This window comes from Metalysinibacillus jejuensis, from assembly GCF_003057615.1.
GTDB classification, from domain to species: Bacteria; Bacillota; Bacilli; order Bacillales_A; family Planococcaceae; genus Metalysinibacillus; species Metalysinibacillus jejuensis.
This window is the reverse complement of the sequence record NZ_QAFW01000013.1, coordinates 32,261-56,321: the sequence shown is the minus strand read 5'-3', so window position 1 is coordinate 56,321 and position 24,061 is coordinate 32,261. Positions and strand designations below refer to the sequence as shown.

The following is a 24,061-nucleotide window of genomic DNA, read 5'->3' as shown; positions in this document are numbered from 1 at the left end:
AAATGAAGGCATTCGCCTATTGGCATTAGCATAGAAACAAAAACTCTTGGAACAAGAGGGTTAGCTCGGTCAGTTTTCGTTGGCTAGTAAAAGCAACGATAAGTCGAGAAGCCCCCACTTCAATTAGACCGCAAGGTCAATAAGTGGTGGGTAGTTCACAGTCTTTCCACATAATATGTAACCTCCTCGTGATGATAAGTTATAATTTTACTAGTAAATATTTGATATGACAATAGTACAATAGCTTTTTTTCAATGGAAAAGAATGAAGAATTATGCTAGTTTTAGGGATGGAGTTGATAATGAATGCAAAAAATTAAATTAGGTCTTATTTTTTTACTTATACCGACTGCTATAGCGGTTTATACAATGCTCTTTTTTGTATGGCAAGGGCTAAAAGAATTGCCTATCGTCCAGCAATTTACGCAAGAAGAGACATCGACCGTTCAAGCGTTATTTGATATCCCGATACCAGAAGAGTACATTCCGATTTATATGGCTGCCGAAGAAGCTTATCATGTGCCATGGACATTGCTTGCAGCCCATCATCGTATTGAAACACGCTTTTCTACTATGAGTACACTTGTATCACCTGCAGGCGCTGTAGGACATATGCAATTTATGCCCTGTACTTTTGTAGGTTGGCAACACCCCACATGTGAAGGGCTCGGTAAAGGTAAAATACCAACAAATGAGTTGACAAGTTTAGCTGTCATTGCACAATATGGCGGCTACGGTGTTGATGCGAATGGCGACGGTATTGCAGATCCTTATGATATAGAAGACGCTATTTTTAGCGCTGCCAATTATTTAGCACACGCTGGGGCAGCGAGCGGTGAAATCGAAAAAGCCGTTTTCAACTATAATCATAGTGATAAATACGTACGCGACGTTATGCATTTTTACCAATTATACAGTGAGCATAAGGATGCGTTAGTTAGTTTAATTCACACAGCAAAAGAGGAGGGCTAGTCCCTCCTCTTTTGTGATATTAAGCACGATTGCCGCTCAATGCTTTTAATACTAAGCTTACAATAAAGATTAAGACGATGGCACCGATTAAAGCAGGTACGATATAGAAATCACTTACTTTTGGACCCCATGCACCAAGCAAAGTGCCACCTAACCAAGAACCAACAATACCAGCTATAATATTACCAATAATGCCACCTGGGATATCTTTACCTAAAATAAGACCTGCTAACCATCCTAAAATACCACCGATAATTAAAAACCATAAAAAGCTAAACATAATACTTCATCTCCTCTTTGTGTAGAAAGTTTATTGTTCTGCTTGCTTAGTAACTATATTTCCTACTTCACAAAGAGTTAAACAAAAAAATTAAATAATTGTGAAACCGAGTGAGTTTTGAATGTGAGCGAGCGCAAACTCATGCGCCTGCTCGTTAAAGCTTGCCACCCCCGCTTTATGCACAATCGTAGGGTAGCCTAAATTATAGGCATCTACACATGTATGCAGGATGCAAATGTCTGTACAAACGCCTACAATGTGCAATTCTTCAATCCCGCGCTCACGCAGCAATAAAAATAAGTTAGTACCAGCAAAAGCGCTGTAGCGTGTTTTATCTAACCAAATAATTTCAGGATTTGCTTCATATAGTGAGTGCAATTCACCATACATATTGCGCCCTTTCGTTCCACGAATATTATGTGGGGGGAAAAGTTTGCTTTCTGGGTGTAACGTATCATCTTTTTCATGCAAATCATTAATGAAAAATACGGCATCGCCCTGTGCTAAAAATTGCTTCGTTAATGCAGTGATTGCTTGTTCAAGCTTTTGTCCAGGCAATCCGCAAGTTAATAAACCATCTTCTGCTACAAAATCTACGGTATAATCAACCACGAGTAACGCTTTCTTCATTATAACCACTCCTTTCTTTCTATTATACGTAAAAAGTACACATCTGTCTTTACGTCTGTTTTCTGTCGAAAAAACTTGATTTCTGTACTTTGCGAATATATAATTATCGAAACGACAGAAAGGGTGAGTGATATGGATCTAGTAATGATGAAGAAGCTTGATAAGTATGGTTTATGGTTTGCAGGTGTGCATACGTTAGTTTTTGTTAACTTAGCACTTGATTTCTGGTTGATTAAGTAAAGGAGAAAAATAATGAATAAGATGAAGTGAAGCAACTAGTGGAATGGTGACTAGTTGCTTTTTAAATAGCATACTAAAGGCTAGACCAATAATGTAGCCGACATACATAACTAGCGATAAGCATCAGTTTTTTGTCTATTTGTAAAATATTCAGTTAATTTTTAAAATAATTGAAAATATAGTCTTAGCGACAAGAAAGTGAGTGTATCAAGCAAGAAAACGATTTCATTTTGTCATAATTAAGTGAATTGTCTAAACAATTCAAAAAATACTGTTGACGAGGTGTTACATTTCGTACTATGATAACAACAATTTCAATTACGTAATGCAAATGCATTGCAACAAGAAATGTTTAAAGAGTAGGAGTCGTTGTAAATGAGAAGTGACATGATTAAAAAAGGTATTGACCGTGCACCACACCGTAGCTTGCTATATGCAACTGGTAAGGTGAAGGCAAAGGATTTAGATAAGCCGTTTATTGGCGTATGTAACTCGTACATCGATATTATTCCTGGTCACGTACATTTACGACAGTTCGCAGACGTTGTAAAAGAAGCAATTATCGAAGCAGGCGGCATTCCGTTTGAGTTTAATACAATCGGTGTTGACGACGGTATTGCAATGGGGCATATTGGTATGCGCTATTCGCTACCGAGCCGAGAGTTAATTGCCGACTCAGCAGAAACCGTAATTAATGCTCACTGGTTCGACGGTGTGTTTTACATTCCTAACTGTGATAAAATCACGCCAGGTATGTTAATGGCAGCTGTTCGTACAAATGTACCTTCTATTTTTGTTTCAGGGGGCCCGATGGAAGCAGGCGTATCTTCTACAGGTAAGCAACTTTCATTAACTTCTGTTTTCGAAGGTGTAGGTGCATTAAAGTCAGGTAAGATGAGTGAAGCAGAGCTACTGGACATTGAAAACAATGCATGTCCGACGTGTGGCTCATGTTCAGGTATGTTTACAGCAAACTCGATGAACTGCCTAATGGAAATGCTAGGCGTTACACTACCGGGTAATGGTACGATTGTAGCGACATCTAATGAACGACATAAATTAATTAAAGAAGCTGCAAAGCAATTAGTGCGTATGATTAAAGAAGACATCAAACCGCGTGACATTATTACAAAAGAAGCGATTGATGATGCATTCGCATTAGATATGGCGATGGGTGGATCGACAAATACTGTACTTCACACATTAGCGATTGCTAACGAAGCTGAAATTGACTATAACGTAGAAGATATTAATAAGGTAGCAGAACGCGTGCCTTACTTAGCAAAAATTATGCCAGCTTCTGATATTTCAATGGATGACATTGAAAAAGCAGGTGGAGTTAGCTCTATCATTAATGAGTTAACTAAAATTCCGGGTAGTATTCACCCGAATCGCATTACAGTTACAGGTAAAACGATTGGCGAAGACGTTAAGGATTTCCATATTACAAATGACCAAGTCATTCGTACAAAAGATAATCCGTATAGCCCTGTAGGTGGTTTATCTGTACTATTTGGCAATATCGCACCACAAGGCGGCGTTATTAAAGTAGGCGCAGTTGACCCATCAATTAAAGTGTTTAAAGGCGAAGCTATTGTTTTTGATTCGCAAGAGGCCGCGCAAGAAAATATTGATAATGGCACGGTGCGTGAAGGCCACGTAGTCGTCATTCGTTACGAGGGACCTAAAGGTGGTCCGGGGATGCCAGAAATGCTTGCGCCGACGTCAGCCATTCAAGGACGTGGGCTAGGTACAAAGGTAGCGCTCATCACAGATGGTCGTTTCTCTGGTGCTTCACGTGGTATTTCAATTGGGCATATTTCCCCAGAAGCTGCAGAAGGCGGGCCTATCGCACTCGTTGAAGATGGTGATATCATAACGATTGATTTACCAAACCGTACGATTGAATTAGAAGTGGCTGAAGAAGTTTTAGCAGAGCGTCGTACAAAGCTACAACCATTTGAACCTAAAATTAAGCGTGGCTGGTTAGCACGTTACTCAGCGTTAGTAACAAGTGCATCTACAGGCGGCGTGATGAAAATTTAATATTTAAAACGTTGATGAGGTTAAAGGGTATAGATAATTGTATTCACAGAGAGCTGGTCGTGCTGAAAGCCAGTAATACAACTATATCCGACATCCCCTCGGAGTGAGCTATTAAACGCGTCAGCCATTAGATAGCTTCGGGCACAACAGAGTGCCTGTTACAAATGAATAAATGCGCTTGCCGTATTTATTCCTGAGATAGCATTAAATTGCTATGAACAAGGGTGGTACCATGAAAAGGCTTTTTTCATCCCTCGCACAAAGGTTTCTTTGTGTGTGGAGAAAAAGAGTCTTTTTTATTTTATAAAAAAATTGGAATTATGAGGGAGGAGTAATTGATATGTGTGCAAATACTTCAGTGGACGAAAAACAACCGATGATGCAACAAAGCGAACAACAACAACCTAAGGACGGAGCCGATTTACTAGTCAAAGCGCTACACGATCAAGGTGTTGAAATTATTTTTGGTTATCCAGGTGGGGCCGTGTTACAAATTTATGATGCGATGTATCGCAACCCAATCCGCCATATTTTAGCAAGGCATGAGCAAGGTGCAATCCATGCTGCAGAGGGATATGCACGTGTATCGAATAAGCCAGGTGTCGTAATTGCGACGAGCGGTCCAGGAGCAACAAACCTTGTGACAGGCATTGCAGATGCGATGATTGACTCTATCCCACTCGTTGTGTTTACCGGTCAAGTATCAACAGCCGTTATTGGAACAGATGCTTTCCAAGAGGCAGATATTATGGGGATTACTACACCGATTACTAAACATAACTATCAAGTGCAAGACCCAAAAGATATCCCACGCATCGTAAAAGAGGCGTTTCATATTGCCAATACAGGCCGTAAAGGACCAGTAGTAGTCGATTTCCCTAAAAACGTATCGATGGACTTATTCAATGTCGAAGATCTGCCAAGTCCGGATGCGCCAATCGATTTACCAGGCTACCAACCAACGTATAAGCCAAATTACTTACAAATTCAAAAGGCAATTAAAGCGTTAAGCCAAGCAAAAAAACCAATCGTTTTAGCAGGAGCTGGCGTATTATTCGCAGATGCCAAAAAAGAATTAACTGAATTTATCGAACGTTATGAATTGCCAATTACTACAACGCTATTAGGGTTAGGCTCGGTGCACGGCGAACATGAACTTAATCTAGGTATGGCAGGTATGCACGGTACAGCAACGGCTAACTATGCTATTACGGAATGCGATGTACTACTGAATATCGGCGCTCGCTTTGATGACCGCCTAACGGGTAATTTAGCAACATTCGCACCAAACGCTACAGTGATTCATATCGATATTGACCCAGCTGAAATTGGCAAGAATGTGCCGACAGAAGTTCCAATTGTTGGTGATGCTAAGCAAGCGCTACAAGCATTATTAAAGAAGCCGTTTGATAAACCTGAAGTAGGCGCTTGGCACGAACGTTTACAAGCGATGCAACAAGAATACCCTTTATGGTATACATTGCCAGAAAATGAGCAAGAAATTTTACCGCAGCAAGCGCTACAAACAATTCACCGTGTAACAGAAGGTGAAGCAATTGTTACGACTGACGTTGGTCAACATCAAATGTGGACAGCGCAGTATTACCCACTTAACAATGACCATAGTTGGGTAACATCAGGCGGTTTAGGAACGATGGGGTTCGGTTTCCCAGCAGCTATTGGGGCACAGTTTGCAGAGCCTGATCGTCGTGTTGTGGCAGTTTGCGGCGATGCTGGCTTCCAAATGACAGCACAGGAGCTTGCGCTACTAAAAGAATTTAACCTACCTGTAAAAATCGTTATTTTAAATAATAGTTGTTTAGGTATGGTACGTCAGTGGCAACAAGCCTTCTATGAAAAGCGTTATTCATCATCATTAATGCCTGTACAGCCTGACTTTGTAAAGCTTGCTGAAGCTTATGGCATTAAAGGTTACCGTATTGATACGCTACAAGAAATGGACGCTATATTTGAAGAAGCACTGCGTTCAGACGAGCCAGCGTTAATTGATTGCCGCGTAAAACAAATTGAAAATGTAACACCGATGGTAGCACCAGGTGCGGGATTACATGAAATGATTGGAGTGAAGCCACAATGAGACGCGTAATTACGATTACAGTTATCAACCAAAGCGGTGTATTAAACCGTGTAACTGGCTTGCTCATGAAGCGCCAGTTCAATATAGAAAGCATTACAGTAGGTCATACTGATCAACCAACGATTTCTAAAATGACGTTTATTGTAAATGTCGATGATGCTCAAAAAATCGAGCAACTTATCAAACAGCTTTCTAAGCAAATTGATGTGTTAAAAGTAAATGATATTACGGATAATTCAATCGTGCTAAGAGAGCTCGCATTAGTGAAAGTAATTTCGCCACCAGCGATGCGCTTGGAAATGAACAGCATTGTAGAGCCTTTCCGACCACAAATCGTTGATACATCAAAAAGTATGGTAACTTACCAAGTGGTAGGGGATCCTGATAAAATCGATGCATTTATTGAGCTCATTCGCCCTTATGGTATTAAAGAGCTCACACGTACAGGTGTTACAGCTTCGGTACGTGAAACGCAAAAGACACAAGCACCACAATTATCTATTTTGAAGTGACGGCTAACGCCTTAACTATATAAACCACACATATTAGGAGGAATTTAATCATGGCAACAATGTATTATGAACAAAATATTAACGACGAAATTTTAAAAGGTAAAAAAATCGCAATCATCGGGTATGGCTCACAAGGTCATGCACATGCGCTTAACTTAAAAGATTCAGGTTTTGATGTAGTAGTAGGCGTACGCCCAGGCGGTTCATTCGACGCAGCTAAAGCTGACGGTGTAGACGTAAAAACTGTAGCAGAAGCAGCAGCTGAAGCTGATATCATCCAAATTTTATTACCGGATGAGCGTCAAAAAGCAGTTTATGAAGCAGAAATTGCACCAAACTTAAAAGCGGGCGATGCATTAATGTTCGCACACGGTTTCAATATTCATTTCGGTCAAATTACACCACCAGCTGATGTTGATGTATTTTTAGTGGCACCTAAAGGCCCAGGTCACTTAGTGCGTCGTCAATTCGAACAAGGTGCTGGCGTACCAGGTTTATTCGCTATCCATCAAGATGCGACAGGTCAAGCAAAAGAGTTAGCACTTGCTTACGGTAAAGGTATCGGTTCTGCACGCGGTGGTTTACTAGAAACAACATTTAAAGAAGAAACAGAAACAGATTTATTCGGTGAGCAAGCGGTGCTTTGTGGTGGCGCTACAGCATTAGTACAAGCTGGTTTCGAAACACTAGTAGAAGCGGGCTACCAACCAGAACTTGCTTACTTTGAAACATTACACGAGCTTAAATTAATCGTTGACTTAATGTTTGAAGGCGGTATGGAAACAATGCGCTACTCAGTATCAGATACAGCAGAGTGGGGCGACTATGTAGCGGGTCCTCGTATTATCGATGCTTCAGTAAAAGCACGCATGAAAGATGTATTAACAGACATTCAATCAGGTAAATTTGCGAAAGACTGGATCAATGAAAACGAAACAGGTCGTCCAAATTACACGAAATATAAAGAAGCGGGAGCTAACCACCAAATTGAAGAGGTTGGTAAAAAGCTACGTGCGATGATGCCATTCATCAATGAAAATAAAAAAACAGTCGTTAGGGAAGTGAGCGCTAGTGCAAAAAATTGACATCTTTGATACAACATTACGTGACGGTGAACAATCAGCCGGCATTAACTTAAACACAGGCGAAAAAATCGAAATTGCAAAGCAATTAGAACGACTAGGTGTCACAATTATTGAAGCGGGTTTTCCCGCTTCGTCACCTGGTGACTTTGATGCTGTACAACGCATCGCAAACACAGTAAAGGGCTCTATTGTAACAGGCCTTGCGCGCTGTGTACAAAAAGATATTGATGTAACGTGGGAAGCGATTAAAGGCGCAGCACAACCCCATATTCACGTGTTCCTTGCGACATCTCCAATTCATATGGAATACAAACTAAAAAAATCACCAGAGCAAGTCGTCGAGCAGGCAGTAGAAGCTGTAAAGTATGCAAAGTCTCGCTTCTCACTCGTGCAATGGTCAGCAGAAGATGCTTTCCGTTCGGACCGTGAGTTTTTAGTAAAAATTATGAATGAGGTCATTGCCGCAGGTGCAACGACAATTAACGTGCCAGACACAGTAGGGTATGCAACTCCAGCAGAATACGGTGCTTTATTTAAGTTTTTACTAGAAAACGTGAAAGGTGCGGAAAAAGTAAAATTCTCTGCACACTGTCACAACGACTTAGGTATGGCAACAGCGAATACGATTGCAGCAATTGAAAATGGTGCGCTACAAGTAGAAGGTACGATTAATGGTATCGGCGAACGTGCAGGAAATGTTGCGCTAGAAGAAGTGGCAGTCGCATTAAAAGTGCGTGGTGACTTTTACCCTTATGAGACAACGATAAATTTAAGTGAAATTAAACGCACGTCGCAAATGGTAAGTAAATTAACGAACGTTGTCATTCAACCTAATAAAGCAATTGTAGGTAAAAATGCTTTTGCACATGAGTCAGGTATTCACCAAGATGGTATGTTAAAGCATCCAGAGACGTATGAAATTATGTCGCCATCACTTATTGGTGAAGGAGAAGTACCACTTGTACTTGGTAAGCACTCAGGCCGTGCAGCTTTCCGTGACCGTGCTGAAAAAATGGGCTTTGATTTATCTGACGAGCGCTTAAATAAAGCGTTTGACGAATTTAAAAAATTAGCCGATCGCAAAAAAGAAATTACAGAAGCGGATTTAATCACGTTATTAACAGAACAGCAAGTGTTAATTGATGATGTGCCGTTATTTGAGTTAAAGAGTGTACAAGTACAGTACGGTACGGAAAATATTCCAACAGCTACCGTATCAGCTATTACACCACAGGGCGAGCTAAAAACATTAGCATCGACAGGCTCAGGATCGGTAGAAGCTATTTTTAATACGTTAGAGCAATTTTTTGACGGTGAAATTAATATTTTAGACTATCGTGTATCTTCTGTAGGTAAAGGACGTGACGCTTTAGGTGAAGCGGTAATTAACCTACGTTATAAAGATATGACGACGACAGGTCGCGATGCAGCACAAGACGTGTTAGAAGCAAGTGCAAAAGCGTACTTAAATGCGATGAATCGCCAATTAATTCAAGCGAGTATGCGTGCACAAGTGACACAATAAAGAAAGAAGGGTGTAACGATGGAAAAGAAAATTACGGTCCTACCAGGGGACGGCATTGGTCCAGAAGTAATTGCGTCAGCAGTGGAGATTTTACAAGTGATTGCAAAACGTTTTAATCATACATTTCATTTAGCTTATGGTGCCATTGGAGGCGCAGCAATTGATCAATATAACAATCCATTACCAGATGAAACGATTGCGCTATGTGAAGAAAGTGATGCAATTTTATTAGGGGCAGTAGGCGGTCCAAAGTGGGATCAAAACCCACCAGAGCTACGCCCAGAAAAAGGTTTATTACGCATTCGTAAGCACTTTGATTTATTTGCAAACTTACGTCCTGTAACAGCTATCTCAAGCCTTCTTGACGCTTCGCCATTAAAACGCGAAGTAGCCGAAAATGTTGACTTAATGATTGTGCGCGAGTTAACAGGCGGCGTATACTTTGGCGAACCACGTATGCGCACAGCAGACGGCGCGATTGATACGACGGTCTATTCAAAAATGGAAGTAGAGCGCATTGTAGAAAATGCTTTCCATCTCGCTCGTTTACGCAGTGGTAAATTATGTTCAGTAGACAAGGCAAACGTATTAGAGACAAGTCGCTTATGGCGTGAAGTAGTAGAAGAAAAGAAAAAAGATTTCCCAGATGTTGAAGTAGAACATCATTTAGTAGATTCTGTCGCGATGAAACTGATTACAAATCCAGGACATTTTGATGTTGTCGTAACAGAAAATATGTTTGGTGACATTTTAAGTGACGAAGCTTCTGTTATTACAGGTTCACTTGGTGTATTACCATCAGCATCCATTCGTGGCGATAGTTTCGGGTTGTACGAGCCAGTACACGGGTCCGCGCCAGAAATTGCAGGACAAGGTGTAGCTAACCCAGCAGCAACCATTTTATCTGTAGCGATGTTACTCAAATATTCTTTCGGCTTAAAAGAAGAAGCTGCAGAAGTAGAGCGTGCGGTAAATGCCGTATTTGAAGATGGTTACTTTACAGCAGACCTTGCTAAAGATGGTGACCGTGTATTAACGACAACGGAATGGACAAATAAAGTAATTAATGAGATTGATACAAGCTTTGTATCAGATAGCATTATGACTTCATATATTTAAGAAGAGGGTGTGTAGGATGGCGAAAAATATTATTGAAAAAGTTTGGGATAATCACGTCGTATATCAAGAGGACGGAAAGCCTGACTTATTATATATTGACCTTCATTTAATTCATGAAGTAACGTCACCACAAGCCTTTGAAGGACTGCGCCTTGCTAATCGCAAGGTGCGACGTCCTGATCTGTGCTATGCGACGATGGACCATAACGTCCCTACGAAAAATTTACCAACAATCAATGACCCAATTGCACGCAAACAAATCGAAACACTTGCTGAGAATGCAAAAGAGTTTGGTATTGAGTTAGCGGATATGGGACATCCTGACCAAGGAATTGTTCACGTTATTGGGCCAGAGCTTGGCTTAACGCAGCCTGGTAAAACTATTGTATGCGGTGACTCACATACGTCTACGCACGGTGCTTTTGGGGCAATTGCCTTTGGTATCGGGACTTCTGAAGTAGAGCACGTACTATCTACGCAAACACTTTGGCAAAGCAAACCACGTACAATGAAGGTAAATGTGTCGGGTGAACTTGGTGCAGGTGTGGAAGCTAAAGATATTATTTTAGCTATTATTGCGAAATTCGGTATTGATGTAGGTACAGGCCACATCATTGAGTTTACGGGTGACGCAATTAAAAAGCTATCTATGGAAGAGCGTATGACAATTTGTAATATGTCAATTGAAGCAGGGGCAAAGGCTGGATTAATTGCACCAGACGAAACGACAGTTGCTTACTTACGAGGTCGTCGTTATGCACCACAAGGCGAAGCATTTGAACGTGCAGCCGCTTATTGGCTAAGCTTAGCGTCAGATGAAGGCGCAACATATGATGCCGTGTTAGAAATTGACGGTACTGCAATTGAACCTGTTGTAACATGGGGTACAAACCCAGCGATGGGGGCTGGTATTTCACAAAATGTACCAACAAAAGCAGACTACTCAACAGAAGCAGATAAAGCGGCGTTAGAAAAAGCGCTAACTTATATGGGCTTAGAGGAAGGGCAAGCGTTAACGGATATTGCCATTCAACACGTCTTTATCGGTTCATGTACAAATTCACGTTTAAGTGATTTACGTGCAGCTGCTAAAGTAATTGAAGGTCGCAAAGTACATGATAACGTAACTGCTATCGTCGTACCGGGATCGGTTTCAACAAAGCGTCAAGCCGAAGAAGAAGGCTTAGATCAAATTTTTAAAGCCGCTGGATTTGAGTGGCGTGAAGCGGGTTGTTCGATGTGTTTAGCAATGAATGATGATGTGGTGCCTACAGGCGAGCGCTGTGCTTCTACATCTAACCGTAACTTTGAAGGGCGTCAAGGTACAGGTTCACGCACGCACTTAGTAAGCCCTCCAATGGCCGCTGCAGCAGCAATTGCAGGTCATTTTGTAGATGTACGTCAATTTGTAAAGCAGGAGGTACAATAATGGAGCCAATTAAACATGTAGAAAGTATTATCGTGCCGCTTGATAACAAAAACGTTGATACGGACCAAATTATTTCGAAAGAATTTTTAAAGCGCATTGAGCGTACAGGTTTTGGGCAATATTTATTTTACCACTGGCGCTATAATGAGGACGGTACGTTAAATGAAGACTTCGTATTAAATGACCCGAAATTTGCGGGCGCTAGCATTTTAGTGTCAGATGAAAATTTCGGTTGCGGTTCTTCACGTGAACACGCACCATGGGCAATTTTAGACTACGGATTCCGTGTAGTAATGGCCCCATCATTTGCGGATATTTTTTATAATAACTGCTTTAAAAATGGTATTTTACCGATTAAATTGCCACAAGACGTGATTAACGACTATTTAACGCGTGGTAAAGACGGCTTGACATTAGCTGTTGATTTAGTAAGCCAAACGATAACAGACAGCGATGGAGCAATTGTTAACTTCACAATTGATGAGTACTCACGTAATATGCTGTTAGAAGGTTTAGACGAAATCGGTTTAACGATTCAATATGAAGATGCAATTAGTGCATACGAAAATCGACCAAAGCCGTATTAATAAGAGGGGGGAGTATCCACTAGGGTACTCCTGTTTTTTTGCTTTCAAAATGAGCGTAGTTATGCGAAAATGGATAGCAGTAGAAAGGAAGTATCGTTTTATGCAAACTGTAGTAAGACCAATAGATGCGTGGGAGCCGTATGAGGATATTACAAAATACGGTAAGTTAACGCTATCTAATATTGAATTTACCACAACAAATTTATGTAATATGCGCTGTGCGCACTGTGCGGTGGGGTACACCCTTCAAACGAAAGAGGACCCAGCGCTACCGATGGATCAAATTATTAAAGCGCTTGATGAGGTTGAAACCTTACGTGTGATGAGTTTTACAGGCGGAGAGCCACTCATGACTAAACGAGGCATTCGCACTAATATTTTACCGCTATTACAATATGCAAAGTCTCGTGGTATTCGAACACAAATTAATTCGAATTTGACGCTACCAATGGACCATTATGAAATTGTTGCACCGTATTTAGATGTGATGCATATTTCACATAACTGGAGCGATGAACGCGAGTTTGTAGAGACAGGCTTTGCGATGATGGATAAAAAGCCGAGTGTGGCACAGCGCGCAACATTGTATCGCAACATTTTAGACAATGCGCGTGCTTTAGCAAATGGCGGGATGTTTGTATCGGCAGAGACGATGTTAAATCGTAATACTGTTCCACATTTAGCTAAAATCCATAATGAAGTGGCGAACGAAATGCTATGTCGTCGCCATGAAATTCACCCGATGTATCCGAGTGATTTTGCAAGTGATTTATCGACGATTACGCTAGATGAGTATCGTGATGTCGTCAATCATTTATTGGATATTCGCAATGAGGAAGTGTGGATGCTGTTTGGTACGTTACCATTTTACCCATGTAGTACGGATGAACGTGACCGAGCGGTACTTGCGCGTATTAAGGCAGCTCATAACACAACAATTCGTAATGATGTGGACGGGCGCTCACGAATGAACGTTAATATTTTTACAGGCGATGTGTCTGTATCTGACTTCGCGGATGACGGCGCAGCACTTGGTAATATTTTAACGCAGTCATTGCCTAAAATTTATGAGGATTGGTTAGAGACGCATATTTCAGAAAGTATTAACTGTCACTGCCCAGCAGCGAAATGTTTAGGACCAAATATTTTAGTGAAGAATATGTATTATCCTGAACACCGCTTTATGAGTGGGACGGTAAAATAACAGAGCAGAGGCGAGCTTGCCTCTGCTTTTAATATTTACAAACAAAATAGAGTACGGTATAATTAATTGTTATAAATCGTAACGATTATGGATTAGAAAGAAGCGAAGCTGATGACCAAAACACTCATTGAACTCCAACATATTTCGTTTGCTTACGAGCATACACAAGTGTTACAAGATATTTCGCTCTCCATCCATGAAGGAGAGTTTGTGGCGTTACTTGGGCCAAATGGCTCGGGGAAATCGACCTTATTAAAAATCATCTTAGGTTTATTAAAGCCGGATAGTGGCGAAGTGATTTTATTTGATACACCCGCGAAGCAGTTTAAAGAGAGAGAGCGTATCGGATATGTGTCACAAAAATCCAATGCGTTTAATTCAGGATTTCCTGCGACAGTTTATGAAGTTGTACGTAGTGGCCTCACTAAAAGAGTAGGCTTGTTTAAACGATTACCAAAAGATACAAACCGTCGTATTGAGGCTGCACTTGAAGCGGTCGGCATGCAAGGGTTTAGCAATCGTACTATCGGTGCATTATCAGGGGGGCAACAACAGCGCGTCTTCATTGCACGCGCTTTAATTAGTGATCCTGAAGTGCTCGTACTTGATGAACCTACAGTTGGTATTGACCATGAAAATGTACAAGCGTTTTATGATTTATTAGCTACATTAAATCGCGAACGTGGTATTACGATGTTGCTCGTCACGCATGATGTGGATGTCGTATCTAATCATATTACACATGTAGCTTGCTTAAATAAAACCATTCATTTCCATGGCTATAAAAATGAATTTGACGACATGACTCAAGAAGCGCGGGATGCGTGGTATGGACATGCTGTACGCAAAGTACATTAAAGGAGCGGCACTATGATCGAAGCTATTTTTCAATATGAATTTTTACAAAATGCTGTAGTAGCAGGTCTTATCATCGGTATTATTGCACCACTACTCGGTGTCTTTATTGTGGTGAGGCGATTATCACTCATTGCTGATGCTTTATCACATGTTACATTAGCGGGGATTGCAGGGAGTTTATATATTAGCCAAATGGTGCCTGCATTAGCTTTACTTAATCCGATTTATTTAGGTATTGTAGCTTCTGTCACAGGCTCTTTATTTATCGAGCGCTTGCGCCGTGTTTATAAACATTATGAAGAGCTCGCAATTCCTATTATTATGTCAGGTGGCATTGGGATTAGTGCAATATTCATTTCTTTAGCTCATGGCTTTACGACGGATTTAATGAGCTACTTATTTGGTTCTGTTTCTGCGGTATCACGCGCTGACTTATATGTTGTCATCGCTATTGCCTTTGTGGTGTTAGTATTTTTACGTATTTTTTATAAGGAATTGTTCGTACTATCTTTTGACGAAGAATATAGTAAAGCGAGCGGCTTGCCTTCAAAAGCTATTCATATTTTATTTATGATTGTTACAGCACTCGTTATTGCCGCGAGTATGCGTATCGTTGGTATTTTGCTCGTATCTTCGTTAATGACGCTCCCTGTAGCTGCTGCTATGCGTATTGCAAAAGGCTTTAAACAAACGATGATTTATGCGATACTATTTGGCGAAGGCGCAGTTATAATAGGGTTAGTAAGTGCTTTTTATTTAGACTTAGCACCAGGCGGTACAATTGTTGTAACGTCTATCGTTATTTTATTACTCGTAATTTGGCTAAAAAAGTTGTATTATACGTTGCAACGTACAGGAGTTGAAGTGTAATGAATAGTGTAAAAGCGTGGGAAATTTTAAAAAATAATGGGTATAAGCGTACCAATAAACGAGAGCGCTTGCTTCAAATGTTTGAGGCGAATGATAAATATGTGACAGCACGTCAATTATTAGACGTCTTAACCGTAGAGTATCCAGGGATGAGCTATGATACGATTTATCGTAATTTATCAACATTTGTAGCGTTAGGTATTTTAGATGAAACCGAGCTTTCAGGCGAACGTCATTTCCGCATGCAATGTGACGCAACAGAGCACCACCATCACTTTATATGTATGGATTGTGGCAATGTCAAGGCGTTAGAAATTTGTCCGATGGATATGCTAGGGCCTAATTTACAAGATTATCAAGTTGAAAATCACAAATTTGAAATTTACGGCAAATGTCCACAATGTCATTAAGGAGCTTGCAGTGGGTAAACGACTTCAAACGTTAATTGGCATCAGTATAATTGCGGTGGGTGCCATATTAATGACGACGACCATTGAAGGAATAGTAATACAAGTTGTGTTATTGCGTTTAGCTGGCTTGCTATTTTTTGTGCTAGGTATTTACTATTTACAGCACAAAGCGGGCTTTGGCAATCGTCATAAAAAATCGTAACTTCTTCACCTCTCACACGTAGTAGTAGAGAGGTGATTTTTTTATGGAATGGAACCAACTCGTTGAGGAACAAGAACGTCTGCAACATTTGTTGCTACGTCGTGATCACTTATTTCAGCAACAAACCTATATTGAACAACAACTTCAAGCGTTACAACAAACCTTGCAGGAACAACGTAGCGCTCGTCAAAAGCTAGAGAAGGTAGTAGCGCCGTCATTTATAAAGCGTTTAATGACAAGTGATGCTAAGCTACTGCGTAGTGAAGAGCAGTTAGCTACCTTACTAGTAAAGATACATGAAGCGGAGCAACAACATGAAAAATTAGCTATGCAGTTAGCGACGATTGTAGCGGAACGTGAAGCTACGAAAAATACAGATGTACTGCTTGAACATAGTACGGCGCTTGTAGCTAAACAGCGCTTATGGCTTATGCAACATGATCCAAATAAAGCTAAACAGTTTGATGTGCTAGAAGATGAAGCGTACCAAGTTATCGCGCTAAAAATTGAAGTTGGGGAGGCGTTGGACGCAAGCTATCGCGCAGAACAAGCGTTACATGCTGTTGCGAAAGCATTAGACGCAGCACATGGATGGAGTACGTGGGATTTATTTGGTGGTGGTATGTTTGTAACGTATGTAAAGCATAGTAAGCTCGACGCTTCAAAACAAGCATTAAGTGAAGCACAGTACGCATTAAATTTGTTACATAATGAATTGATTGACATTAAAGAAATGCAGACGGATGCTATTCAAGTAAGTATAGACGGCTTTGTACATTTTGCTGATTATGTATTTGATGATTTCTTTTCGGCGTTGTCTGTGCATAGTAAGATTACGAACGCTAAGGCACAACTTCAGCGAGTACTAGGGGAAGTTAATGTGATTAAAACTAAGTTAGCTAGTATGGAGGACGTGTTATTAGCGCGTCAAGCAAAAATAAAAGAAGCGCGAACTGCGCTCCTTCGTTAACCGAAATACATTGCTGTAACAAAAATAGCATATAACGAAGTAATTACACCAAGCGGTATGATGGCTACTGCTGTAATACGTTCGAGGCTATTCGCATTTTTACTAATGCGTGCAACTAACCATAGCCAGCTAGCTAAAAAGAAAACAACACTTAAAATGGTACAAAAAGCTAAAATATACGTGGGAAGTGGCGTGAGTAAGGCGATTTTTTCGCCAAACCAACCTAAAATTGTAGCCCAAATAATCAAATTAATAATCATCCAATACGTTTTAGTCATGCTATTCCTCCTTTTGAACTACTTGCTACTTAACACTCTTTCAGGTGGTGGAAAGTGGGAGATTTTTGGGAACAGAGCATACTTATCGGTGTATTTCTTTACCGTCAGCGGCGTCTCTTATTAACCGAGCTATCCCTGTAGTTCTTACGGTTCTTTCTTACTGTTAAGCCGAAGCTAGTATCCTTAATTCTTCGGCTAGAATGTTTTACTCGCATTGCTATTTCTATCGTGATGTTGGTGGCAAACAGGGCAAATCCAATCCCTTATTGCAAGTGATTTCTTGCCACCTTGATGACCCTGATTGACTAGATAGCAACCACCTGCTGATTTTTACGACGTTAGTTGGCCGGAGCTTTTTTACTTGGGAGACGGGCAAATGGCGTTTCTCATCTATACTGAACCACATTTTCTTTTAATTGGAAACTGTACTAGCAAGAAACAGGAACAAACGTTTTTATCTGGTTAGATTAATATTACCACTAAGTTCTGAATTTGATCATAAAAACTTTTTGGCTCTCGCCAACCGCCATTCATCTCCCTCGTATCCTGAGCTTTTCCCTCCACACAATTGAAGAGGGCGTCTTCTATCGGAAAGGATGATAAAAGTTCACAAAAATTTGCCTAGTAGGGTATATGAAATAGGCGTAGAATAAGGGTAATGTCATATGCCGTTAGGAGTTTTAATATGTTATACATAACGCTTGGTGTTATAATTTGTGTCGTATTTGTTGTAGGACCCGTACTACTATTTATGAAAAAAGCTACGAATGTTAAAGGCGGCACAAACGATATCGATCCGAAGCCAGAAAATACGTATAATGATAAGTAAAGGTAAGCACGAGCTAATGGGCTCGTGCTTTTGTTATTTTTGCTTCTAATGCTACTATAAAATGTTCACGTTCTGTTGGTGAAATAACCATATAGCCCAGTCCTTTTTGGTAGATAATTTCTACCCCCTTCTTTGAAGAGGCAATGGTAAAGCCACCGGTGAATCCATCAAACTTTCGTACTTCTCGGATAGTAGTATATGGGATGCGGGCAAAAATGGGTCCACCGCGCACATAGAGTTCATCTTCCCGCAACTCGTAGCGAATATCAACCATCACCCAAACAATGAATAGCGTAGTAAGTAGTAAAATACTACCTAACAGAATGCCGTCTTGCTTCGTAAAGCTATCATCTAACGTCATAGGTAACAAGAAAGAGAGTGCCATAATGACGCATACACAACCTAAAATAGCCCGATAAGCATTATCAATTTTGGAATGAAAAACCATACTAACACCTCGCTTTTTCAGTATACTAAAAAAACGCACATGACTGCTAGCCATGTGCGTTTAATCTTAATAGATAAATAATAGAGTGGCAAAATTTCGTCGCCCGGGAGGCTCCTCACAGAAGAAAGAGAAAAACCCTTTGTTTCGTCGCCCGAGAGGCTCCTCGCAGAAGAAAGAGAAAAACCCTTTGTTTCGTCGCCCGGGAGGCTCCTCACAGAAGAAAGAGAAAAACCCTTTGTTTCGTCGCCCGGGAGGCTCCTCACAGAAAACGTATGCCTGAATATAGCCTAAAGTAAGGGTAGAAGCTTAGAAAGTTAAAAATGATTGAATATAGTCTTTAACTTCTGAAATCGGCATACGTTTTTGTTCCATTGTGTCGCGGTGGCGCACAGTAACTTGGTTGTCTTCTTTTGTATCGAAGTCATAAGTGATACAGAATGGTGTACCGATTTCGTCTTGACGACGGTAACGTTTACCGATAGATTGTGATTCATCAAAGTCTACTGGGAAATGTTTACGTAGCTCTGCCCAAACATCGCTTGCTTCGTCTGATAATTTTTTAGATAGTGGTAATACCGCTGCTTTAAATGGTGCAAGCGCAGGGTGGAAACGCATAACGGTACGTTTGTCATCGCCTTCTAACTGCTCCTCGTCATATGCCTCACATAAGAAAGCAAGTGTTACGCGGTCAGCACCTAATGAAGGCTCGATGCAGTAAGGTACATAGCGTTCATTTGAGACTGGATCAATATACGTAAAGTCTTCACCTGAGTGCTCCATATGTTGTTTTAAATCATAGTCTGTACGGTCAGCAATACCCCAAAGCTCGCCCCAACCGAATGGGAATAAGTACTCGATGTCCGTTGTAGCGTTAGAGTAGTGAGAAAGCTCGTCATCTTCATGGTCACGTAGACGCATGTTTTCAGCATTAACACCTAAGTCTAATAGCCATTTTTCACAGAAGTCTTTCCAGTATTTATGCCACTCTAAATCTTCACCTGGTTTACAGAAGAACTCAAGCTCTAATTGTTCAAATTCACGCGTACGGAATGTGAAGTTACCTGGTGTGATTTCGTTACGGAAACTTTTACCTACTTGTGCGATACCAAATGGTACGCGTTTACGCATTGAGCGTTGTACGTTTTTAAAGTTAACGAAAATACCTTGTGCTGTTTCAGGGCGTAGGAAAATCTCATTACGAGAAGACTCTGTTACACCTTGGAATGTTTTAAACATAAGGTTAAATTGACGGATGTCTGTAAAGTCTTGCTTACCGCAGTCAGGGCACACAACGTCTAGCTCGTCCATTTTTTCTTTCATTTGGTCAAAGCTCATACCATCAACGATGATTTCCTTGCCTGTTTTCGTAAGTGATGCATCTTCGATTAATTTATCTGCACGGTGACGCGCTTTACATGCTTTACAGTCAATCATTGGGTCGTTAAAGTTACCGATATGACCAGAAGCTTCCCATGTTTTTGGGTTCATTAAAATCGCTGCGTCAAGACCTACGTTATACGCTGACTCTTGAACGAATTTTTGCCACCATGCTTTTTTTACGTTGTTTTTTAGCTCCACACCAAGGGGACCGTAATCCCAAGTGTTAGCTAAACCACCATAAATTTCTGAGCCTGGGAAGACGAAACCACGATGTTTCGCTAGGCTAACGATTGTTTCCATTGACTTTGTCATATAAATGACCTCCTCTAAAATAATAAAAGCACCCGTCTCCGGGCACAAAATCTGCCCAGGGACGAGTGCATTACCCGCGGTTCCACCCTGATTGTTTACAAATGTAAACCTCTTTAAGAAAACATGGCTCGAAGCTGCCGTTTCGTTTTTTAGTGTAGACTTTCACTATCTCTACTCGCTAATCAAATAAAAAACTACTTATATGCTTGTCATTGCCTACTATATGCGATGAATATTATCAAAATTTAGTAGGTGTGTCAACTATTAATTCTTTTCTTAGCAATCAAACATAAAATAGTATATAATAATTACGCAATAAGTATAACACTATTTGAGGCGGTGAGTGTAATCGAACTCAATCAACGTCAGGAAGAGATTTTGCGGATTGTCAAAGAAAACGGTCCAATTACAGGCGAACATATTGCCGACCAACTTAATTTAACGAGAGCGACGCTGCGACCTGACTTAGCTATACTGACCATGTCAGGTTTTTTAGATGCACGTCCGCGAGTTGGGTATTTTTATTCAGGGAAAAAAACATCAGCATCTGTTTATGAAACAGTAACGAAATTAAAAGTAAAAGACTTTTATTCTACACCTGTAAAAGTACAAGAAAATATGACGGTATATGATGCCATTTGTCATATGTTTGCGGAAGATGTAGGCACGTTGTTTGTAGTAGATGAGCAAGGTTTTTTAACAGGTGTATTATCACGTAAAGATTTACTCCGTACAAGTATTGGCTCGCAAGATTTAAACAATATCCCCCTACACATCATTATGACGCGCATGCCAAACATTTCGCACTGTAGTAAAAATGATACGTTGATGGTAGCAGCGCAAAAATTAATTGAGCGTGAAGTGGACTCGCTACCTGTAGTCATTGAACGTAAAGGTGGTTTAGAAGTAATTGGACGTTTAACTAAAACGACGATTACGCGCGCATTTATTTCATTAATTGAACCAGCGGAGTAGGAGGTAGTCGTATGAAGCAATTACAAGTGTTTATTATTTCAGATTCTGTCGGGGAAACCGGAGAACAAGTAGCAAAAGCTGTCGTTACGCAATTTCGTCCAAATTATGAAGATGCCGTAATTCGTCGTTTTCCTTATACACGTACAGAGGAAGGATTGCGCAAAATTGTTCATTTTGCCAGTTTAAAAGGTGCACTCGTTATTTTTACACTCGTACATGCCAATATGCGCTTGCTTGCTACACAACTATGTGAAGCGCAAGGTGTAACAGCTGTAGATGTCCTCGGTCCTGTTATCGATGCAATGGACATTGTAGTTGACGAGGCTCCCCTTGAAAAACCTGGTATTTTACATCAATTAGATGATGATTACTTTAAAAAAATTGAAGCGATTGAATTTGCGGTAAAGTATGATGATGGTCGTGATCCACGCGGATTATTACAAGCCGACATCGTATTAATTGGTGTATCGCGCACGTCTAAAACGCCGCTCTCACAGTATTTGGCGCATCAGCGGTATAAAGTGGCGAACGTACCACTTGTACCTGAAGTAGAGCCGCCGAAAGAGCTGTTTGAAATTGACCCTGCCAAATGTGTAGGACTTGTCATCTCTCCGGAGAAATTAAACTATATTCGACAAGAAAGATTGATGGCGCTCGGTTTAAATAATGACGCCATGTATGCCAAACATTCGCGCATTGAACAAGAGCTCGCTTTTTTCGAAAAAATAACAGCACGCATTGGCTGTCATGTCATTGATGTTACCAATAAAGCAGTAGAGGAAACTGCCAATCGCATTATACGTCATTTGCAAACGATTAAACGTACTTAGCCAAGGCTAGGTCGTTTTTTTTAGTGGCGTAAAAAGTGGTTATCTCGTATAATAGATAAGTTAAAATTTCTCCTTATTTTTTTGAAAAAATAAAGGTTTTTTTAAATTTATCGCGAAATTAGTAAATATGAAGGTGAGTGCTGTGGCAAAAATACCAGAACATGTGATTGAAGATGTACGCAATCAATCGGATATTGTCGATGTGATTAGCGAGTATATGCAGCTAACAAAACGTGGTCGTAACTGGTTTGGCTTATGTCCATTCCACGGGGAGCAAACGCCGTCTTTTTCTGTTTCTGTAGATAAGCAAATTTACCGTTGTTTCGGTTGCGGTGCAGGGGGTAACGCGATTACCTTCGTGATGGATATTGAAGGCATTACGTTTCCTGAAGCAGTAGTAAAGCTTGGAGAACGTGCGGGCATTGCGATTGATAGTAGCGAACTAAGCATTACGCCAGTTAAGCAAGTTTCAGCTGAAGAAACGCGCATGTTAGAGGCGCATGAATTTGCGGCTTCTTTTTTCCATCACTTATTAATCAATACAGAAGACGGCGAAGCGGCATTACATTATTTACATGAACGCGGCTTTTCCGATGAGATGATTAAAGAGTACCAAATTGGCTATGCATTACCTAACTGGGAAGCGTTAGTCATTTTACTGGAACGACAAGGTTTTGATTTAGCAGAAATGGCAGTAGGTGGGTTAGTAATTGCGCGTGATGACGGTAGCTATTTCGACCGTTTTCGTGAGCGGATTATGTTTCCGCTTCGTAACGACACAGGTAAAGTTGTCGGTTTCTCAGGTCGTGTGTTACCTACGAGTGATGAAGAAGCAAAGTATTTAAATAGTCCAGACTCACCCATTTTCTATAAAAGTGAGGTTTTGTACAATTTAGACCGTGCACGACCTAGTATTCGTAAGGCGCGTCGTGTTATTTTAATGGAAGGCTTTATGGACGTTCTCGCGGCAGCTAAGGCAGGCGTTACAAATGCAGTAGCTACGATGGGCACGTCGCTAACAGATCAGCATTGTCACAAATTGAAGCGGTTAGCTGAACAAATCACGATTTGTTATGATGGTGACCAAGCTGGTTTAGAAGCAACGAAGCGCGCGGCGGTGCTTTTACAACAAAAAAAATTAGCAGTAGAAGTTGCGATTTTACCTGATAGTTTAGATCCAGATGATTATATTACAAAGTATGGTACTGCGGCCTTTGTAGAACAAATCATTGAGCGACCGCAAGCATACCTAGCCTTTGTTAAGTACGCTGCACGTAAAGGTAAAAATTTCGCTTATGAAAACGACATCTTACAGTATATTCACGAAGTGCTAGCTGTGTTAGCGAAAGGTTCGTCGCCTATGGAACGAGATTTATATATTCGGCAATTAGCGCAAGAGACGAATATTTCACAAGAAGCAATTTATGCAGACTATCAAAAGTTAGCACGTGATGCAGAGCAAACTGCTACAGAAGTGAAAGCAGTGCCAAACTTCACACCGCCAGCCACGAAGATTACTTCGAGCGGCGATGTAGCAGAGCGTATTATTTTAGCACATATGTTAGCAGATGCTACGGTGGTTTATGATGTGCGGACAGGTGAAAATACAAATGCGCCTTTTTTACGCGATGCGTATAATGCGGTATTTGTTCATTTACTCGCCTTTTATGAAAAAAACGCGCCCGATTACCAACGTTTTTTAATGCAACTTGATGAAGGTGAATTACGTAAGATTGTAGTAGAAGCAGCGACGTTTGATACAAACGAAGATCGCAGGCAAGAAGAGGTGGCTGACAGTTTGCGTTGCTTGCGTAAAGAGCGCATAAAATGGGAGCTTGAGGAAGTAAAGCAAGCATCTGTAGAAGCGGAAAGAATGCAAGATTTCGCGCAAACCATTGAGCTGGCTAAGCAGTATGTAGCATTGCAAAAACAACTCCGTGAGCTGTAGGCGGAGCGATTTTTAGAAGGAGGAA

The 24,061-nt window shown here is 40.8% G+C and carries 24 protein-coding genes; 19 read left to right on the top strand and 5 right to left on the bottom strand.

What is annotated here, in order from left to right; all coding sequences use genetic code 11:
- The first annotated feature begins 305 nt into the window (after nucleotides 1-305).
- Entirely contained in the window at nucleotides 306-971 is a 666-nt protein-coding gene (locus DDE80_RS06490; RefSeq protein ID WP_108306862.1) for a lytic transglycosylase domain-containing protein, read from the top strand.
- A 19-nt stretch (nucleotides 972-990) separates the two neighbouring features.
- On the opposite strand, the gene DDE80_RS06485 is transcribed toward DDE80_RS06490, so the two are convergent.
- Nucleotides 991-1,251: a GlsB/YeaQ/YmgE family stress response membrane protein gene (locus DDE80_RS06485; protein ID WP_108306861.1), complete on the bottom strand. Its 261-nt coding sequence runs from the start codon at nucleotides 1,249-1,251 to the stop codon at nucleotides 991-993.
- A 90-nt stretch (nucleotides 1,252-1,341) separates the two neighbouring features.
- The gene (locus DDE80_RS06480) at nucleotides 1,342-1,881 is read right to left on the bottom strand and encodes a cysteine hydrolase family protein (protein ID WP_108306860.1); all 540 of its coding nucleotides are present in this window, start codon (nucleotides 1,879-1,881) and stop codon (nucleotides 1,342-1,344) included.
- Between the two features lie 615 nt (nucleotides 1,882-2,496).
- On the opposite strand from DDE80_RS06480, the gene ilvD reads away from it, so the two are divergent.
- The 14 genes from ilvD to DDE80_RS06410 all read left to right on the top strand — a co-directional run bounded on the left by ilvD (nucleotide 2,497) and on the right by DDE80_RS06410 (nucleotide 17,036).
- Entirely contained in the window at nucleotides 2,497-4,167 is a 1,671-nt protein-coding gene (gene ilvD / locus DDE80_RS06475; protein ID WP_108306859.1) for a dihydroxy-acid dehydratase, read from the top strand.
- A gap of 340 nt (nucleotides 4,168-4,507) precedes the next feature.
- The gene (ilvB, locus tag DDE80_RS06470; RefSeq protein ID WP_108306858.1) at nucleotides 4,508-6,265 is read left to right on the top strand and encodes a biosynthetic-type acetolactate synthase large subunit; all 1,758 of its coding nucleotides are present in this window, start codon (nucleotides 4,508-4,510) and stop codon (nucleotides 6,263-6,265) included.
- On the top strand, nucleotides 6,262-6,777 hold the full coding sequence (gene ilvN / locus DDE80_RS06465; protein ID WP_108306857.1) for an acetolactate synthase small subunit: 516 nt from the start codon (nucleotides 6,262-6,264) through the stop codon (nucleotides 6,775-6,777). The genes ilvB and ilvN overlap by 4 nt, the downstream gene beginning before the upstream one ends.
- A 50-nt stretch (nucleotides 6,778-6,827) precedes the next feature.
- On the top strand, nucleotides 6,828-7,862 hold the full coding sequence (gene ilvC, locus DDE80_RS06460) for a ketol-acid reductoisomerase (protein WP_108306856.1): 1,035 nt from the start codon (nucleotides 6,828-6,830) through the stop codon (nucleotides 7,860-7,862).
- Nucleotides 7,849-9,387, top strand: coding sequence for a 2-isopropylmalate synthase (locus DDE80_RS06455; RefSeq protein ID WP_108306855.1), 1,539 nt, complete (start codon nucleotides 7,849-7,851; stop codon nucleotides 9,385-9,387). Before ilvC ends, DDE80_RS06455 begins: the two co-directional genes overlap by 14 nt.
- 18 nt (nucleotides 9,388-9,405) lie before the next feature.
- Nucleotides 9,406-10,506, top strand: a complete 1,101-nt coding sequence (gene leuB, locus DDE80_RS06450) for a 3-isopropylmalate dehydrogenase (protein ID WP_108306854.1) — start codon at nucleotides 9,406-9,408, stop codon at nucleotides 10,504-10,506.
- A gap of 16 nt (nucleotides 10,507-10,522) precedes the next feature.
- On the top strand, nucleotides 10,523-11,935 hold the full coding sequence (gene leuC, locus DDE80_RS06445; RefSeq protein WP_108306853.1) for a 3-isopropylmalate dehydratase large subunit: 1,413 nt from the start codon (nucleotides 10,523-10,525) through the stop codon (nucleotides 11,933-11,935).
- Nucleotides 11,935-12,522: a 3-isopropylmalate dehydratase small subunit gene (gene leuD / locus DDE80_RS06440; protein WP_108306852.1), complete on the top strand. Its 588-nt coding sequence runs from the start codon at nucleotides 11,935-11,937 to the stop codon at nucleotides 12,520-12,522. Before leuC ends, leuD begins: the two co-directional genes overlap by 1 nt.
- 61 nt (nucleotides 12,523-12,583) lie before the next feature.
- Nucleotides 12,584-13,726 (top strand): radical SAM/CxCxxxxC motif protein YfkAB, encoded by a 1,143-nt coding sequence (gene yfkAB, locus DDE80_RS06435; RefSeq protein ID WP_427901798.1) that lies wholly within the window; start codon nucleotides 12,584-12,586, stop codon nucleotides 13,724-13,726.
- Nucleotides 13,727-13,837: 111 nt separating this feature from the next.
- The gene (locus DDE80_RS06430) at nucleotides 13,838-14,584 is read left to right on the top strand and encodes a metal ABC transporter ATP-binding protein (RefSeq protein ID WP_108306850.1); all 747 of its coding nucleotides are present in this window, start codon (nucleotides 13,838-13,840) and stop codon (nucleotides 14,582-14,584) included.
- Nucleotides 14,585-14,596: 12 nt separating this feature from the next.
- Entirely contained in the window at nucleotides 14,597-15,454 is an 858-nt protein-coding gene (locus DDE80_RS06425) for a metal ABC transporter permease (protein ID WP_108306849.1), read from the top strand.
- Nucleotides 15,454-15,864, top strand: coding sequence for a Fur family transcriptional regulator (locus DDE80_RS06420; RefSeq protein ID WP_108306848.1), 411 nt, complete (start codon nucleotides 15,454-15,456; stop codon nucleotides 15,862-15,864). Before DDE80_RS06425 ends, DDE80_RS06420 begins: the two co-directional genes overlap by 1 nt.
- A 10-nt stretch (nucleotides 15,865-15,874) precedes the next feature.
- On the top strand, nucleotides 15,875-16,066 hold the full coding sequence (locus tag DDE80_RS06415; protein WP_108306847.1) for a hypothetical protein: 192 nt from the start codon (nucleotides 15,875-15,877) through the stop codon (nucleotides 16,064-16,066).
- 43 nt (nucleotides 16,067-16,109) lie between these two features.
- Entirely contained in the window at nucleotides 16,110-17,036 is a 927-nt protein-coding gene (locus DDE80_RS06410) for a hypothetical protein (protein WP_108306846.1), read from the top strand.
- On the opposite strand, the gene DDE80_RS06405 is transcribed toward DDE80_RS06410, so the two are convergent.
- On the bottom strand, nucleotides 17,033-17,314 hold the full coding sequence (locus DDE80_RS06405; protein WP_108306845.1) for a hypothetical protein: 282 nt from the start codon (nucleotides 17,312-17,314) through the stop codon (nucleotides 17,033-17,035). The two genes, DDE80_RS06410 and DDE80_RS06405, sit on opposite strands and share 4 nt — an antisense overlap.
- 685 nt (nucleotides 17,315-17,999) lie before the next feature.
- On the opposite strand from DDE80_RS06405, the gene DDE80_RS15120 reads away from it, so the two are divergent.
- A complete protein-coding gene (locus tag DDE80_RS15120) occupies nucleotides 18,000-18,143 on the top strand; it encodes a hypothetical protein (protein WP_161952285.1) in 144 nt (47 codons plus the stop codon).
- 13 nt (nucleotides 18,144-18,156) lie between these two features.
- Here DDE80_RS15120 and DDE80_RS06400 read toward each other — a convergent pair whose 3' ends face one another.
- A complete protein-coding gene (locus DDE80_RS06400; protein ID WP_161952284.1) occupies nucleotides 18,157-18,591 on the bottom strand; it encodes a PH domain-containing protein in 435 nt (144 codons plus the stop codon).
- Between the two features lie 306 nt (nucleotides 18,592-18,897).
- The gene (locus DDE80_RS06395; RefSeq protein WP_108306843.1) at nucleotides 18,898-20,283 is read right to left on the bottom strand and encodes a glycine--tRNA ligase; all 1,386 of its coding nucleotides are present in this window, start codon (nucleotides 20,281-20,283) and stop codon (nucleotides 18,898-18,900) included.
- Nucleotides 20,284-20,622: 339 nt separating this feature from the next.
- Here DDE80_RS06395 and ccpN point away from each other — a divergent pair, with 339 nt between their 5' ends.
- From ccpN to dnaG, 3 genes are all read left to right on the top strand, one after another.
- Nucleotides 20,623-21,258: a transcriptional regulator CcpN gene (gene ccpN / locus DDE80_RS06390; RefSeq protein WP_108306842.1), complete on the top strand. Its 636-nt coding sequence runs from the start codon at nucleotides 20,623-20,625 to the stop codon at nucleotides 21,256-21,258.
- 11 nt (nucleotides 21,259-21,269) lie between these two features.
- A complete protein-coding gene (locus DDE80_RS06385; protein ID WP_108306841.1) occupies nucleotides 21,270-22,088 on the top strand; it encodes a pyruvate, water dikinase regulatory protein in 819 nt (272 codons plus the stop codon).
- 127 nt (nucleotides 22,089-22,215) lie between these two features.
- The gene (gene dnaG, locus DDE80_RS06380; protein WP_108306840.1) at nucleotides 22,216-24,036 is read left to right on the top strand and encodes a DNA primase; all 1,821 of its coding nucleotides are present in this window, start codon (nucleotides 22,216-22,218) and stop codon (nucleotides 24,034-24,036) included.
- The last annotated feature ends 25 nt before the right edge of the window (nucleotides 24,037-24,061 follow it).